Below are 15,439 nucleotides of genomic sequence, written 5' to 3' on the forward strand. Positions count from 1 at the left end.
ATTTTTGAGCAACCTAGTTATTGAGCAACCTCGTTATCGAGCAACACAGCCGTCTGAACTAGGCAGCGCGACTAGCGCGACAGCAACCGACGATGAGCATGTATCGACATGAGAATACCGAAACCCGCTAACAAGGTCACGCTTGAGGTGCCGCCATAACTAACCAACGGCAGCGGCACACCTACCACGGGTAAAATGCCGCTCACCATGCCCATATTGACAAACACATAGATGAAAAACGTTAAAATGATACTACCCGCCACCAAGCGGCCAAAGGTATCCTGCGCCGAGCTTGCCATCCACAAACCACGGCTCACAATCAATAGATACAGGAACAACAACACCAGCATACCGACCAAACCAAACTCTTCGCCTAAAACGGCAATAATGAAATCGGTGTGCCGCTCAGGCAAAAACTCTAGCTGGGACTGGGTACCCTGCAGCCAACCTTTCCCCCATAGCCCGCCACTGCCAATAGCCGTGGTCGATTGAATAATGTTCCAGCCAGCCCCCAATGGATCGCTTTCAGGGTTTAGAAATGTCAATACCCGCTGGCGCTGGTAGTTATGCATATTCATCCAGAGCGGTGGCACAGCGGCTGCCCCTAGCACTGCTATAAATCCGATCAAACGCCACGACAAGCCCGCCAGCAGCACTACAATTAGGGCCGCACTGGATACCAGCAGCGAGGTACCTAAATCAGGTTGGATCGCGGTTAGCACCACTGGGACGCCAATAATGACTCCACACACGACAATATCGCGCAGGCGTGGCGGTAATTCACAGCGATTAAGATAGGCCGCCACCATTAACGGGGCCGCCAACTTCATCATTTCCGATGGTTGAAAACGTATTACCCCCGGTATCTCTAGCCAGCGCTTGGCGCCCATGCCCACATCGCCCACAACATCAACGGCAACCAGCATGACAACACCAACGCCGTAGGCCAGCGGCGCCCAGCGTAGAAAGGTGGTCGGTGAAAATTGGGCAATAATCACCATCCCTACCAATGCGATACAAAAGCGCATGCCCTGGCCGATAACCGCATCAAGGGATTGACCGGAAGCACTATAAAGAACAATTAGGCCGCTCCCCATTAACACCAGCAGCAAGCCTAACAGCCAAGGATCAAGATGAATTCGCTCCCAAATACTTTTGCGCCGAGCGATACCACTTTCGGGTGGACGCACAGGGTGGCCACGCATCGAACGGGCTAAGTAATGCCAAGGCATGGTTTAGTTACCCTCCACATTGGCATTATCTTCCTCTAACACTTCGCGCACTTCCTCTACGTCGGGGGCCTTATCCTTGAGCAACCATGCATCGGTCATGGCGCGCGCCAAGTGGGCCGCGTGGGTACTACCACCGCCAGCGTTTTCAACAATCACAGACACGGCAATCTGAGGATTCTCCAACGGCGCAAAGGCCATAAACAAGGCGTGGTCACGTAAACGCTCTGCTAGCTCGTCGGCGTTGTAGCGCTGATCCTGACCTAGCGAAAATACCTGCGCCGTGCCTGACTTACCGCCCATACGGTACTCAAGGCCGACACCGGTTCGGCGGGCTGTGCCTTCACGGCCACTGATCACTTTTTCCATCCCACTGAATACTCTATCCCACCAGCTATCATTGGCTAGCTGAATATCATCCAGGGTATTTGGCAGATCACGGGGAACGGGGGTGTCGCCAATCTGACGAGCCAACCTCGGTTTCACCCAGTGACCGCGATTGGCCAACGTTGCAGTGGCGCTGGCAAGCTGAAGAGGCGTGACTTGCCAATAGCCTTGCCCAATCCCCACCGAGAGGGTTTCGCCGGGGTACCAGGGCTGGTTAAAGCGGCCACGCTTCCAGTCCCGCGAGGGCATCAATGCGGTGCTTTCGCCTTGTACGTCATGGGCTACGCGCTGGCCAAAGCCAAAATTACTCATTTGCTCATGCAGATTATCGATGCCCAGGTCATGTGCCAAGGTGTAGTAATAGGTGTTATTGGAGACGGCAATGGAGCGTTCCATATCGACACGGCCATGCCCCCAACGCAGCCAGTTGCGGTAGCGACGGGAATCGTTAGGTAATTGGTAGTAACCGGGGTCATTAATGGTGCTATCCGGGGTGATCACCCCCTCCACCAACCCCGCCAGGGCTAGAAACGGTTTGATCGTAGAGCCTGGCGGATAGTGGCCACGAATAGCGCGATTAAACAGCGGTAGGTCAAGGTCTTCCTGCAGCCCACGGTAAGAAGCAACGTCAATCCCAGTGACAAACTGGTTACTGTCAAACCCAGGGGTCGATACCATAGCCAGGATCTCGCCTGTTGCTGGCACGATGGCCACGATAGAGCCGCGCCGGCCATCCAGCAGCTCATAGGCAAGCATCTGCATGGACTTGTCTAACGTTAACGTCAGATTCGCCCCAGGCACGGGGTCGGTTCGGCCAAGTTCTCGCAATACCCGTCCACGGGCGTTCGTCTCTACTTTGCGCAAGCCTGCCTGACCGTGTAGTTCCTCTTCGTAAAAACGCTCAATACCGGTTTTACCGATAAAGTGGGTGCCCGCGTAGCGGCCCGCATCCAGCGTTTCCATCTCTTCAGCATTTATACGTCCAACGTAGCCTAATGAATGCGCCATGATTTCAGCATCGGGATAGAAACGCAGTGGCTGAGCCTCTATCTCAACCCCAGGCAGGCGGTGTCGGTTAACCGCCAAACGGGCAATTTGCTCTTCGCTTAGGTCACTGGTGAGTAGCGCGGGCTGGAAGGGGCGCTGGCGTTGGCGCGAGCGCACGTTGAACGCTTCAATTTCTTCGTCAGGCAACTCAAGCAGATCAACCAACAGCGCCAGCGTTTCGTCAAGGTTATCGACACGCTCGCGTACCAGAGTGAGGTTGTAGGTAGGGCGGTTTTCCGCCAGCAGTACGCCGTTTCGGTCATAGATCAAGCCGCGGTTAGGCGGCAGCGGCTCGACGCGCACCCGGTTATTTTCAGAGCGCGTGCTGTACATATCATGCTGAACGATCTGTAAATAAACTAAGCGCCCCGTGAGCAAGCCGGCAAGCGTAAAAACCACCAGCACCGCAAGTAGCGCTCTAACACGAAAAATACGCAGTTCTTGCTCGGAGTTTTTTAGCGTGTTGGGACGCTTGAGCATGGCAACGATGACTCTCAAATCAAACAATCAAATCAAACAAAAGGCGTAGCAGGCCATAACAGTGATCGCCCGCCATGTCAGTCAGCCATTAGCGGTGATAAGGGTGACCTATCAATAATGTCCAGGCGCGGTAGAGCTGCTCTGCCAGCATAATACGCACCAGCGGGTGAGGCAGCGTTAGCGGAGAGATCGACCACTTTTTATCAGCCATCGCCGATAGCGAGGGCTCAAGACCATCGGGCCCACCCACAAGCAGCACAATATCGCGCCCGGCCATGCGCCAAGCGTCGGCTTCTTGCGCCAGCTGTTCGGTGGTCCAAGGCTTACCTTTGACTTCAAGGGCTACCACGTATTCGTCGCCACGTAGCTTATCGCGAATACGCTGTGCCTCCTGGGCACGCGCTTTCGCAATATCTGCATTTTTGCCACGCTGACCGAGGGCAATTTCTTCTATCTCGAGATTAAAATCTCTCGGTAGCCGCTTGCGGTAAGTGTCGACGCCCTCTTCTACCCACCCAGGCATTTTGCTTCCCACCGCTAACAGCCGGATCCTCATGACATGCCGGCTCGCTCTTGAAAGCGCTCAAGGGACTCACCAATGGCACCCGAATCACTCGGCAGGTCGGCCCACAGGCGCTCTAAGTCATAAAGAGTACGCGCCTCGGGCATCATCACGTGGACAACAACATCGCCCAGGTCAACCAGTACCCAATCGGCGTTATCACCACCTTCAACGCCCAGCGGACCCAGCCCTGCGGCCTTGGCTTTTTCCACGACGTTTTGTGCCAGCGCCGCCACATGGCGTGTTGAAGTGCCGCTGGCGATCAGCATGAGGTCAGTTACCTCGGTTAATTTGGCAACATCCAACTGCGTAATGTCACGTGCTTTCAGTTCTTCCAGCGCGTCAACCGCTAGATTTTTCAATGTATCGATGTGCATGACTCCTAAAGACAACCTTATTGGTTAATCGGTCAATAAAGCCGGCCATTGTAACGGCTTCTTCGATGACTGCCAGCGCTATTCGCGCTAGCGGTAAAGACCACCCTGTTCAATGGCCTGATCGACGGGGTCTGGCAGCAAATAGCGTACGCTTTTTCCTGCCTCCAAACACTCACGAATATAGGTCGCAGAGATCGCCATCAACGATGGGAGTTCCAACGCCAGGTAGCTTCCGTAGGGCCGCTGCATTAATGCCTCTACGCTATCGACTCTGCGATGCTCCACCAGTTCCGTTAATGATGCCGGCAGCGCATCGCCGTAGCCAGGCCTGGCAATCACCACCAGATGGGCGAGCTCAAATAGACGCTCTGGCTGGTGCCACTGAGTGAGGCGTAGGAAGGCATCAAAGCCAATCGCCATCACCAAACGCGCCCGGCCACCGTATTCGGCACGCAGCTCGGCTAGTGTATCGGCACTGTAAGAGGGGCCATCGCGGCGAAGCTCGCGGTCGTCGGCGACCAATCCTGGTGTGTCACCGATGCCCGATTTTAACAATTCCAGCCGCTGCCGAGCGGAAACCTGGGGCTGCCCTCGTAACGGTGGCTGTTGGGCGGGTATCATATGCAGCCGATCAAGCGATAGCGCCTCATGCAGTTCTACCGCGCTACGCAAATGCCCCAAATGAACAGGGTCAAAGGTGCCGCCCAGCATGCCAATACGTTGCTCCGTTTGACTCATACAAGCTCTCTATTTATACCAACACCACTCATGCCAACACGCTATTCGCGCACCTGACCGTCACCAAAAACGACATATTTCTGCGTGGTTAGGCCTTCTAACCCCACAGGTCCACGAGCATGAAGCTTGTCGGTTGAAATGCCAATTTCAGCGCCCAGTCCGTACTCAAAACCATCGGCAAAGCGGGTCGAGGCGTTAACAATCACAGAGCTGGAATCGACTTCCGCCGTAAAGCGGCGTGCGAGGGAATAATCCTGGGTGACAATCGCATCAGTGTGGTGAGAGCCGTACTGCTCAATATGTGCAATCGCCTCGTCGATACCATCGACCACTTTAATGGCCAGCACCGGGGCCAAATACTCGGCATACCAATCCGCCTCTTCGGCTGCTGAAGCCTGGGGTAATAGCGCCTGTGTGCGCTGGCAACCACGCAGTTCGACGTCATGCTCGGCATAGGCACGGGCCAATTCCGGCAGCAGCAGGTCAGCAATCGGTGCATCAACTAGCAGTGTTTCCATGGTATTGCAGGTGCCGTAGCGATGAGTTTTCGCATTGACGGCGATGGCTAGCGCTTTGGCTGGATCAGCGGTGGTATCGATGTACACATGACAAACGCCGTCGAGATGCTTGATGACCGGTACGCGCGCATCACGGCTTATCCGCTCAATCAGCGACTTTCCACCGCGCGGGATAATCACATCGACATAGTCCGGCATGCTGATCATTTCACCCACCGCCGCACGATCAGTGGTGGCTACCACCTGCACGCTACCTGCAGGCAGACCCACATCAGCTAGCCCCGCCTGAATAGAGGCGCTAATAGCGGCATTTGACTGACTGGCTTCCGACCCACCACGCAAAATACAGGCGTTGCCCGATTTTAAACATAGGCTTGCGGCTTCCAGGGTCACATTCGGGCGCGACTCGTAAATAATTCCAATAACGCCCAGCGGTACGCGCATTTTGCCCACTTGGATACCGCTAGGCCGATAGCGCATATCGCTTACTTCGCCCACCGGGTCGGGCAAGCCCGCTACCTGCTGCAGCCCTTCAATCATGGCATCAATACGCACATCGTTCAGGGCTAAACGGTCTAGCAGCGCGCTCTCCAAACCATTCTGGCGGCCACGCTGTAAATCTTCAGCATTGGCGTCTAGTATCTGACCACGCGCTTCTGCCAAACGGTGCGCCATGGCCATCAGAGCACGATTTTTCAACCCTGTATCAGCCCTCCGCAGTTCGCTCGCTGCGCGGCGCGCCGCCTGCCCCAAGGCCTGCATATAGGCGGATACATTCCCGGCGGTTAAGTGCTGATGGGCCTCGTCCTGGAACGGTGTTGAAGCGCTCATAGTGTCTCCATACGGAAGGGTGCTTTGATTTTGCAATAAGTCGGGTGTAGACGTTTTAAACGTTTTGCTTATATTACGTCATTTCGCCGTTATACTAAGGATGTTTAAGGCACCAATGTGTGTCGTGTACGTTTATTATCCTACAATTACTTTACTTGATGAGATACATCTGGTTATTCAGGACAAATAGTAAGTCACCATGCAAAGCAAGTACAAAATCCGCCTGCTACGTGCCAATCTTTTAGCCGCTGCCGTTGCCTTGGCATTATGGACACCTGCCACGCCCCCCGCTGCGGCCCTAGTGCTGTGGCTATCAGTCGGCTGGCTATTCATCACCGCGCTAATACTTGATTTTAGCCACCGCCACTCGCGGGGACTCCCATGGCAAATTGTGCCTGGCGCGCTGCTGTTGGGTTTAATTGCCTCCGCGCCAGAGCGACACAGCATTTTAATCTGGGCGTGGGCCGCGATGCTGATGCTGCCACAAAATAATTGGGTAGCCGCTTTCAATCTCAGCGCTACGCTGATTAGCTTTGTGATGGTAGCGCCTCTGTTGGACGGGCCGGCGTTTATTCTGCTGATTTGTTCCCTGCTGGTACTCGGCCTGCTTGCCTTATCAAGAGCCCAGCAGCTTATTGATATGAATGGCTCTATTCGTCAACGCCTGCGGTTAATTCCGGGCCTTAACCTCTGGGCCGGTGAGCAACTACTGCGCGACATCAGCCGAGAACAAACGCGCTGTGAGCGCGAAGGTGTCCATGCCGAACTATTTATTCTGCACATAAAACGCCACCAGCTGTGGCCAACGGCTCAAAAACTGTGCGAACTAACCTATGATTTTGAAAACGTTTACCGCTTAAGTAGCACAACGCTGGTGACGTTGATTCTCGCTCGTTCGCCTAAAGAAGCCTCGCAACGACGGAGCCTACTGCTCGCCGACTTACCCGACAATATCACCAGTGAGCACCTTGAACTAATTGATATCGAACCGGCAACGCTTTCGGTGTGTGAAATCAGCAAACTACCGGCCGAGCGGGTGCGTGAGACGATATGACTGAGCACCACATTCCCAAGCGGTTGATGACTCTCGCTTATACCGCCAGCATCGCGCTGATGGCAGGCTACGCGCTATGGCTGTATGCCATGGGAGATTACCGCGACCTGCTGATTCCCACCTTTATGACCCTACTGCTCATGTCGGCTCTACTCATGCATCTCGGGCAAGGGGTGAATAGCTACCTACCGCGCAATATTCTACTTTGCGGTACCTACTCGGTAGTCCTGGGCGCGTTCTACTATCAGCCTCTGGTATCGCCTATTTGGCTAGGCCTGCCGATTACCGCCGCTTTTTTACTGCTACCGCTATGGGCCGCGTTACTGATCAATATCGCTGTTGGGCCATTGTGGTGGCTGCTCCCCTCGGTCGCCTCTGCTCCACCGGCCATTATTGTTGGCTATGCTGCCTTGACGCTGCTACTCGCACTCCCCCGCTGGGAACACGCGCGACGCCGTGCACTGCTGCGTGCCACGGACCCCAACGACAGCGACTGCACTGCATACCACATTGACACGCTAAAAGAGCGCTTACACAGCGAGTTCCAACGGGCGGCCATGCTCAACCAGCAACTCGCAGTACTGGTACTGTATTTGCCGCAGTTGGATATGGCAGAAGAGCAGTTTGGTCATCGCGCACAATCTGCACTGCTGGAGGCGCTGTGCAGTGAAGTGAATAGCCGCTGTCGCGACCATGACGTGCTTGGGCGCGCGGAAAGCGCCACTTTTTGGCTTGTTCTACCTGACACCAGTGAGAGCGGCGCTTTGTTAGTGCGCGAACGCTTGCAACGAGCACTCTCTCAGCGTGTATTGGTAGAGACCGGCCAGCTGGAAGCTCGCATTGCAGCCTGCTTACCCAGCCGTACGGAACATTTTGAGCAGTATCTAAAGCGCCTTGGAGCTCGCGGCATGGCCCTTGCCAATGTCTAGGACTCGCTTTTATTACTTTCTATTACTTGCCGCCGGAGTACTCAGTGCCGCTAGCAGATATGCTCCACTCATTAACGCCATCACCGCCGCTTATCATCTTTTTGGTGTTGGTAATTGCATTAGTAGAATCACTTGCCCTAGTGGGGTTACTGGTACCAGGAGTGGTGTTAATCACTACCGCTGCATCCCTGGCGGGGCACCAGGATATCGGCCTAGCGTGGTTAATCGGCGCTGCCTTAATAGGCGCTGTTTTAGGCGATGGCATCAGTTTTTCGTTAGGCTTCAAGCATCGAGAACAAGTCACAAAGAGATGGCCACTGTCCCAGCATCCAGAATGGTTAGGTCGCGGGGCGCGGTTCTTTGAGCGCTATGGCATATGGTCGGTTTTTATCGGCCGATTTGTCGGCCCTGTGCGGCCAATTATTCCTCTGGTAGCAGGCATGATGCGGATGCCACCACGAACGTTTGTTTGGGCCAATCTAACCTCTGCAGCGCTGTGGGCACCTGCCTATGTACTACCCGGCTATTTGTTGGGGCGCACCTGGCAGCACCACTTAAATCTTCCGCCAGGCCTAGAGGCGGCTTTACTTATCCTTGCCGCGATCATTGTCGTGCTCGCGATAATTTTCTCCTGGGGCCGACACCAGGCGACACGGCATGGCCGACTGTACCGGGCGATTGCCGGTAGCATTCGCCGTGTTCCGCTGCTACGCAGACCTTGGCTCGCCATGAGCCAAAGCGGTGACGTTCCATTAGCCTCACTATTGCTGCTGGTAATCGCGCTAGGCAGCCTGTCGGGCTGGACACTGCTGGTCATTACCCACCATGGTCCACTGGAAATGGATCTGCTTATTCAGCAATTGTTCGCCCAGCTGCAAAGTGATGTTACTTATCTAGCGGGGAATATTTTTGCGCGCATCGGTGACACCCTGGGCATTATCGCCTTAATACTCCCCTGGGCGATGTGGTTGCTGGTGAGTAAGCGATGGGCGGCATTGCTGCACTGGTGTGGCGCCTTTACTGGCGTTGCCCTGCTGAACATTATCGGTAAGGCGTTGTTTGGGCGCGCTCGCCCAGAGACACCGGACTACCTGATCGGGTCGTTTTCCTACCCCAGCGCCCATACTTCAACCGCCGTGGTGCTATTTGGCCTTACTGCAGCCTTCGTTGCTGCCGAGATGCCCCGCCAAAAACGTTTTTGGGTTTACTGGATTGCACTAACCCTGACGCTGCCCATGGCGCTATCAAGGCTGGTCGTGGGTGTGCACTGGTTCAGTGATTTGGTGGGCGGTGCGCTACTCGGCCTGGTCGTCTGCGCGCTCACGCTGCTGCACTGGCAGCAGCAGCCCCGCCCTTCCATGCGACCTTGCCCGTGGCGTCTGCTCAGCGTCACTTCGCTGGTACTGATTAGCGCACGGGTGGGCCTCTTACCGCCAGTTTAAAAGCCCCCCCTAACCGAGCGCCAGCCATAAACCAACGCCAATCATCAGCGTTCCGGCGATGCGGTTAAGTAACCGTACATTGCCGCTTTTACCGAGCACATTGCGTAACGTTTTGCCGCCGGTGGCGTAGACCAGCATGCTGGCAAACTCAATAGTCAAAATGACCGCGATCAGCAGACTAAGCTGGCCTGGCAGCGGGCGGCTGCTATCCAAAAAGGGCGGCAGCAGTACCATAAAAAATGCCCACCCTTTGGGGTTTGCCACCGCGGTAACAAACCCTTGCATGGCTAGCTGCAGAGGGCTTGCGGGCGGGCCCGCATCCAGCTCACTGGGAATTGCCATACGCCCGCGGGAGCGCCACATCATAATCCCCAAATAGCCCAGGTAAGCGCCCCCCACCCACTTAAATAGTACAAATAGCTCTGGCTGGCGCAGCATTAGCGCCGCCACACCTGCGCCAGCGGCTGCCGCTACCAAACCAACACCGAGCAACTCGCCAATCATCATCCACAGCGTACGCTTAACACCTTGGGTCATGCCCAGCACCATGGCCAGGGTCATGCACATACCAGGGGTCAGCGAGACAAACAGAAACGTTGGCACAAAAACCGAGAGCGTAGCCCACGACATCATAAATTAGTCATCCTTAACGGCTGCAGCGTCACCGACCTCACCCCAGCGAGGTACCAGCGTATGCTCGATGCCCAACTGATTAAGGATTCGCGCGACAATAAAATCAATCAGATCATCAATACTTTGTGGGCAGTGATAAAACCCTGGCGCGGCCGGCAAGATGACCACTCCCAAACGGCTCAAGGCCAGCATATGCTCCAAGTGAATCGGTGAAAACGGACTTTCCCGCGGCACCAGAACTAACGTTCGGCGCTCTTTAATCGCCACATCCGCCGCCCGCTCAATCAGGTTATTGCTGGCACCCGTTGCAACGGCTGAAAGCGTTCCCGTTGAACACGGGCATACCACCATTGCAGACGGTGCTCCAGAGCCTGAAGCCACCGGTGCCATCCAGTCTTCGCGGCCGAAACAGCGAATCTGACCCGGCTTCGCGCCACTGCGCTCACTCAGCGCTTCGACTAAACGCTGGGGCTGTGCAGGCAGCTCAATATCAGTTTCCGTGGCGATGACCATATGGGCGGCTTTGGAAATCATTACCCACACTTCATGACCCGCTGCGACTAACACATCGATCAGACGTAAACCGTATTGCGCCCCCGACGCACCGGTGAGCGCCACGGTAATCGGCTTTTTAAACGCTGCCTCTACTCTATCTGTCACGCTTTTCCCTCTTTGGCTATCGCTAATGCGGCCAGCAGTCGCTCATGGACACTCTCAAAGCCACCGTTGGACATCACTACAATACGGTCTAGCGGTGACGCTTGGGTGACCACGGCCGCCACCAGCGCGTCAATGTCGCTAAACAGCTGGGCGTGCTCGCCCTGACGGGAAACCAGTTCGTCCATCGACCAGTCAAGCCCAGCAGGCTGAAACCAAAATACGCCATCCGCGTCTGCCACGCTCTCGATTAGCCGCTCGCGCAGTGCGCCTAAACGCATGGTATTAGAACGCGGCTCAATCACCGCCAGCAGACGCCCTTTGGTTGTCGCTGCACGTAGACCTTTAAGCGTGGCGGCAATCGCCGTGGGGTGGTGGGCAAAATCATCAATGACCTGGATGCCATTGATCTCACCGCGCACTTCCTGGCGCCGTCTGGGCGTTTCAAAACGGGCCAGCGCCGCGCAGCCACGGGCTAAATCCACCCCACACAAATGGGCCGCCGCCAGCGCCGCCAGCGCATTGCGGGCGTTATGCTCGCCGGTAAGCGGCCACTCAACGACCCCATCTTGCTCTTGGTTACTGCCCGCCTGACCCGTCTTATCACCGCTATAAATGACCTGGAACCGACTGGCGTCGGCACGCTCCAGCTTGAGCTGCCATTCGCTCGTGTCCTGATCGCCAAAGTGCACCACCGGCGTCCAGACTCCCTGCTCTAACACACGCTCAAGCGCAGGCTGCTGATCGGCAACTAACAACTGGCCCTGGCTGGGCACGGTGCGCACCAAATGATGAAACTGGCGCTCGATTGCTGTCAGGTCGGGAAAGATATCCGCATGGTCAAATTCAAGATTGTTGAGGATGGCGATATGCGGACGGTAGTGAACGAACTTGGAACGTTTATCGAAGAACGCGGTGTCGTACTCATCGGCCTCCACCACAAACGGCGCTTGAGGATCACCCAAGCGCGCCGACACACCAAAATTACGTGGCACGCCACCAATCAAAAAGCCCGGCGTTAAGCCGGCACTGTCCAAGAGCCAAGCTAAAATGCTCGCGGTGGTAGTTTTGCCGTGGGTACCCGCCACGGCAATGACACGCCTGCCAGGCAACACGTGCTCCGCCAACCACTGCGCCCCCGAGGTATACGGCAGGCCGCTATTGAGTAACGCTTCAACCTCTTCATTGCCCCGTGACAGGGCATTGCCCACCACTACAAGATCCGGCACAAGCCCCGGTACAGACGACAGATGCTCGGCGTGGTAGCCCTCCATCAAGGTGATGCCCGCATCAACCAGCTGGGTGCTCATAGGTGGGTAAACATTCTGATCGGAGCCACTCACCTGGTGCCCCATTTCACGCGCCAACAGCGCCAGGCTACCCATAAAGGTGCCACAGATACCCATAATATGCAGATGCATGGCTCTCGCCCCATTAATCGCCAGTAATCGAATTTACTAAAAGCCAAAAAATGGCGTAAAAAATAAAAATAAAAATAGCTAAGTAGCCTAGCATGTTGGCTCTATTTGCTCATCTACTCATCGCCATAAGCGCTGGCAAAACGCCCCTCAAGTGACAAATCCCTTCAGTTGTTGCAGGATGCGGCCACTGTTTTTATCAATGATGACTCACTCATTCTTCCCACACGTCACGCTGATGTAAGCCAACACATCAGCATAGGAGCCTTTCGATGCGCATTTTAATTCGCTATTTTTTCCGTGGCCTTCGCCTGGTGCTTACCCCGGTCATGCTGATTTCCGAGAAGCTATCTACACCTAAGTCAGTAGAGCGTAGGCCTGAAGAGCAAGCTAAAGTGGATATAGCCTGCCAGAACCTCGCGCTGTACCAGTTCCGCACATGCCCTTTTTGCATCAAGGTGCGCAAAGAAATGGCACGCTTAGGCCTGAACATTGAACGACGTGATGCCCAGCTCGACCCTGCCCATAAGCAGGCGCTGTTGGAAGGGGGTGGTAAAGTCAAAGTGCCCTGCTTGAAAATCACCCACGACGATGGGCGTGAAGAGTGGATGTACGAATCTGACGCCATTAATGCTTGGCTGCACCAGCAGTTTGGCTAAGAAAACTCTGATTAACGTGGGTGGCCACTTAGGCCTTTTCACCAGGTCGGCGAAAGTCGACCTGGGGGATTAGAACTCTATTTTTTGCGCCTCCACATCGAATGCCACGTCAATCTCAATGCCCTCCTCCTGGCTTGGCGGTTCGCCTAGTTCGACTTGCAGTCCCAGCACTCCCTCTATCTTTCCAGCCACGCGAACTGTTTGGCTGGTACGTTCATATTGAGTCAGCGTTACTGCCACTTCTCCGCCTTCAGAGGTGAATAACGGTGGGGAAATAGAAGTCGCAATGGAATGAATAACCACCGCATTTATCAACTGCTCTTCGTTCACGGTCAGGCTAATAAGGAGCGCTTCCTCGCCCTCCCATTCCTCATCGTCAATAGAGCCAGTGATATCAATATTGATATCGTCGCCCAGCTCAACAAAAGAAGCATTTGAGTCATTGCCATGACTTAAAATAAACCACTCGCGTAGTTCACCATCCAACGACCCTGCTATTTCAGGGGTACGTTGCTCCGCGAACTCAGTGGCAAAACCGCTGATAGGTAGCCAGGAAGCGATCAACACTATCCCAATTTTTTTCCACATAAGATTTTCCGTCCTGTTATGCATCGCTTTTCGCTTACTACTTTCGTCTTAAAAAAAGCCATCAGCATGCCGCTATTAGCCCCATCATTCAGTTGACGAATGATGCCTGTCATTATTTCGATTGTATGACGCGATAGGCACTCTCTATGTTGTAAGCCTAGGTTGTAAGCTTGTTTTGTAAATAGGCTTACCAACTGACCGTGTATGTTTTGCTGACGCTTTCCTAGTTGAAAGGGTGCTTCTAGCCTGGAAAACGGCGGTAAAACGAACAATAAACAATGACCTAAGGGAACGATAATGACGCTCAAGAAAACCTTACTGGCTTCCGTTATTGGTGCAGTGGTTGCGGGTACGACATTGCTGCCGATGACTGCAAGCGCTGAAACGCTGCGCATTGGCTACTCCGCTGACCCTGAAACCCTCGATATCCATGAGCAGCTTTCTGGCGGCATGCTGCGTTTCTCTCACTTAACCTTTGACCCGCTTGTACGCTGGACAAAAGATTTTCAGTTTGAGCCGCGCTTAGCCACCGAGTGGGAGCAGGTCGACGAAACCACCATGCGTATGACGCTGCGTGAAGGCGTTACTTTCCACTCTGGGAACGAATTTACTGCCAAAGACGTGGTTTGGACCATTGAGCGTTTAAAAGAGAGCCCTGACTACCGTGCTATTTTTGAGCCGGTTGCCAGCGCTGAAGCTGTTGACGACTATACCGTTGAGATTGTCACCAGCGAACCTTACCCGCTGCTACTCAACCTTGCTACCTACATCTTCCCGATGGATAGCGAGTTCTATACCGGTGAAACCGACGACGGCAACGACAAAACTGAAATCGTTAAAGCAGGCAACTCCTTTGCTTCGCGCAACGTTTCCGGCACCGGCCCATTCGTTGTCACCGACCGCCGCCAAGGTGTGCGGGTTGATTTCGAACGCTTTGAAGATTACTGGGATACCGAAAGTGAAGGCAATGTGTCTAGCATTGTGCTGACGCCCATCGCTGAGAACGCCTCGCGGGTTGCCGCCTTGCTCTCCGGCGGGGTCGACTTTATTGATGCCGTTCCGCCCAACGATCTGGATCGCGTACGCGAGGCTGATGGTGTCAACCTGATTGAGATTGACGGCACACGTATCATTGGCTTCCAAATGAACGAAGAACGCGTTGAAGCCTTCCAAGATGTACGTGTTCGTCAAGCGGTTGATCTGGCCATTAACCAAGAAGCTATTGCTGATCGTTTGATGCGCGGCTTCGCCACTCCGGCGGGTCAATTCTCACCGGATGGCTACTCAGGTCATAACCCAGACTTAGCGCCGCGCTACGACATTGAGCGCGCCAAAGAGCTAATGGCCGAAGCGGGCTACGAAGAGGGCTTCAGCGTTGAAATGATTGCCCCCAACAACCGCTACGTGAACGATGCCCAGATTGCTCAAGCGGTAGCCAACATGCTGGCACAAATCAACATTAACGTTGACCTGCGTACCATGCCCCTGGCGCAGTACTGGCCTGAATACGATACTCGTCAATCCGATATGGCGATGATCGGCTGGCACGCTGACACCGAAGACACCGCTAATTTCTTCCAGTACCTCTCTTTCTGCATTGATGACGAGACCGGTGCGGGTCAGTACAACTACGGCAACTACTGCAACGAAGAGATTGATGCATTGGTAACAGAAGCCGATAGCGAAACCGATCTGGAAAAACGCAACGAAATGCTGCGTGAAGCCGAAGCCATGCTTTACGAAGACGTAGGCTACATCATGCTGCACTGGCAGAACCTTGCCTACGCCGCCGCTGACGGCATTGAGGCTGAGCCAGTGGTCAACGCCATCGACTTCCCCTACCTGGGGGACTTGGTCATTAACCGCAGCGACGACTAAGCATTAACATCG

15 protein-coding genes are annotated in these 15,439 nt (G+C 54.7%); 5 read left to right on the top strand and 10 right to left on the bottom strand.

Annotation, left to right across the window (positions count from 1 at the left end; all coding sequences use genetic code 11):
• Positions 1 to 71 precede the first annotated feature (71 nt).
• The 6 genes from rodA to KUC_RS09365 all read right to left on the bottom strand — a co-directional run bounded on the left by rodA (position 72) and on the right by KUC_RS09365 (position 6,169).
• Complete coding sequence (rodA, locus tag KUC_RS09340; protein ID WP_040480583.1) at positions 72 to 1,232, bottom strand: rod shape-determining protein RodA; 1,161 nt, start codon at positions 1,230 to 1,232, stop codon at positions 72 to 74.
• 3 nt (positions 1,233 to 1,235) lie between these two features.
• Entirely contained in the window at positions 1,236 to 3,143 is a 1,908-nt protein-coding gene (gene mrdA / locus KUC_RS09345; protein WP_040480584.1) for a penicillin-binding protein 2, read from the bottom strand.
• Positions 3,144 to 3,231: 88 nt separating this feature from the next.
• Positions 3,232 to 3,699: a 23S rRNA (pseudouridine(1915)-N(3))-methyltransferase RlmH gene (rlmH, locus tag KUC_RS09350; RefSeq protein WP_040480586.1), complete on the bottom strand. Its 468-nt coding sequence runs from the start codon at positions 3,697 to 3,699 to the stop codon at positions 3,232 to 3,234.
• A complete protein-coding gene (gene rsfS, locus KUC_RS09355) occupies positions 3,696 to 4,082 on the bottom strand; it encodes a ribosome silencing factor (RefSeq protein WP_007112938.1) in 387 nt (128 codons plus the stop codon). Before rsfS ends, rlmH begins: the two co-directional genes overlap by 4 nt.
• A gap of 87 nt (positions 4,083 to 4,169) precedes the next feature.
• On the bottom strand, positions 4,170 to 4,820 hold the full coding sequence (nadD, locus tag KUC_RS09360; protein WP_007112939.1) for a nicotinate-nucleotide adenylyltransferase: 651 nt from the start codon (positions 4,818 to 4,820) through the stop codon (positions 4,170 to 4,172).
• A gap of 41 nt (positions 4,821 to 4,861) precedes the next feature.
• Complete coding sequence (locus KUC_RS09365) at positions 4,862 to 6,169, bottom strand: glutamate-5-semialdehyde dehydrogenase (RefSeq protein WP_007112940.1); 1,308 nt, start codon at positions 6,167 to 6,169, stop codon at positions 4,862 to 4,864.
• A gap of 199 nt (positions 6,170 to 6,368) precedes the next feature.
• On the opposite strand from KUC_RS09365, the gene KUC_RS09370 reads away from it, so the two are divergent.
• Genes KUC_RS09370 through KUC_RS09380 form a run of 3 tightly spaced genes read left to right on the top strand, consistent with a single transcriptional unit; the run spans position 6,369 to position 9,594 of the window.
• Positions 6,369 to 7,223 (top strand): hypothetical protein, encoded by an 855-nt coding sequence (locus tag KUC_RS09370; RefSeq protein ID WP_007112941.1) that lies wholly within the window; start codon positions 6,369 to 6,371, stop codon positions 7,221 to 7,223.
• Entirely contained in the window at positions 7,220 to 8,152 is a 933-nt protein-coding gene (locus KUC_RS09375; RefSeq protein ID WP_007112942.1) for a diguanylate cyclase domain-containing protein, read from the top strand. Before KUC_RS09370 ends, KUC_RS09375 begins: the two co-directional genes overlap by 4 nt.
• Positions 8,153 to 8,196: 44 nt before the next feature.
• The gene (locus tag KUC_RS09380) at positions 8,197 to 9,594 is read left to right on the top strand and encodes a bifunctional DedA family/phosphatase PAP2 family protein (RefSeq protein ID WP_007112943.1); all 1,398 of its coding nucleotides are present in this window, start codon (positions 8,197 to 8,199) and stop codon (positions 9,592 to 9,594) included.
• 9 nt (positions 9,595 to 9,603) lie between these two features.
• Here KUC_RS09380 and KUC_RS09385 read toward each other — a convergent pair whose 3' ends face one another.
• The 3 genes from KUC_RS09385 to mpl are packed head-to-tail and all read right to left on the bottom strand — an operon-like array spanning position 9,604 to position 12,305.
• A complete protein-coding gene (locus KUC_RS09385; protein WP_007112944.1) occupies positions 9,604 to 10,227 on the bottom strand; it encodes a LysE family translocator in 624 nt (207 codons plus the stop codon).
• A 3-nt stretch (positions 10,228 to 10,230) separates the two neighbouring features.
• Complete coding sequence (locus KUC_RS09390; RefSeq protein ID WP_007112945.1) at positions 10,231 to 10,887, bottom strand: flavin prenyltransferase UbiX; 657 nt, start codon at positions 10,885 to 10,887, stop codon at positions 10,231 to 10,233.
• On the bottom strand, positions 10,884 to 12,305 hold the full coding sequence (gene mpl / locus KUC_RS09395) for a UDP-N-acetylmuramate:L-alanyl-gamma-D-glutamyl-meso-diaminopimelate ligase (protein WP_007112946.1): 1,422 nt from the start codon (positions 12,303 to 12,305) through the stop codon (positions 10,884 to 10,886). The genes KUC_RS09390 and mpl overlap by 4 nt, the downstream gene beginning before the upstream one ends.
• A 269-nt stretch (positions 12,306 to 12,574) precedes the next feature.
• On the opposite strand from mpl, the gene KUC_RS09400 reads away from it, so the two are divergent.
• Complete coding sequence (locus tag KUC_RS09400) at positions 12,575 to 12,961, top strand: glutaredoxin family protein (RefSeq protein WP_007112947.1); 387 nt, start codon at positions 12,575 to 12,577, stop codon at positions 12,959 to 12,961.
• A gap of 69 nt (positions 12,962 to 13,030) precedes the next feature.
• Here the strand turns inward: KUC_RS09400 and KUC_RS09405 are convergent, their stop codons facing one another.
• Positions 13,031 to 13,549, bottom strand: a complete 519-nt coding sequence (locus KUC_RS09405; protein WP_007112948.1) for a hypothetical protein — start codon at positions 13,547 to 13,549, stop codon at positions 13,031 to 13,033.
• Between the two features lie 297 nt (positions 13,550 to 13,846).
• On the opposite strand from KUC_RS09405, the gene KUC_RS09410 reads away from it, so the two are divergent.
• The gene (locus KUC_RS09410; RefSeq protein WP_007112949.1) at positions 13,847 to 15,427 is read left to right on the top strand and encodes an ABC transporter substrate-binding protein; all 1,581 of its coding nucleotides are present in this window, start codon (positions 13,847 to 13,849) and stop codon (positions 15,425 to 15,427) included.
• The last annotated feature ends 12 nt before the right edge of the window (positions 15,428 to 15,439 follow it).

Origin of the sequence: Vreelandella boliviensis LC1 (assembly GCF_000236035.1) — a bacterium.
GTDB lineage: Bacteria > Pseudomonadota > Gammaproteobacteria > Pseudomonadales > Halomonadaceae > Vreelandella > Vreelandella boliviensis.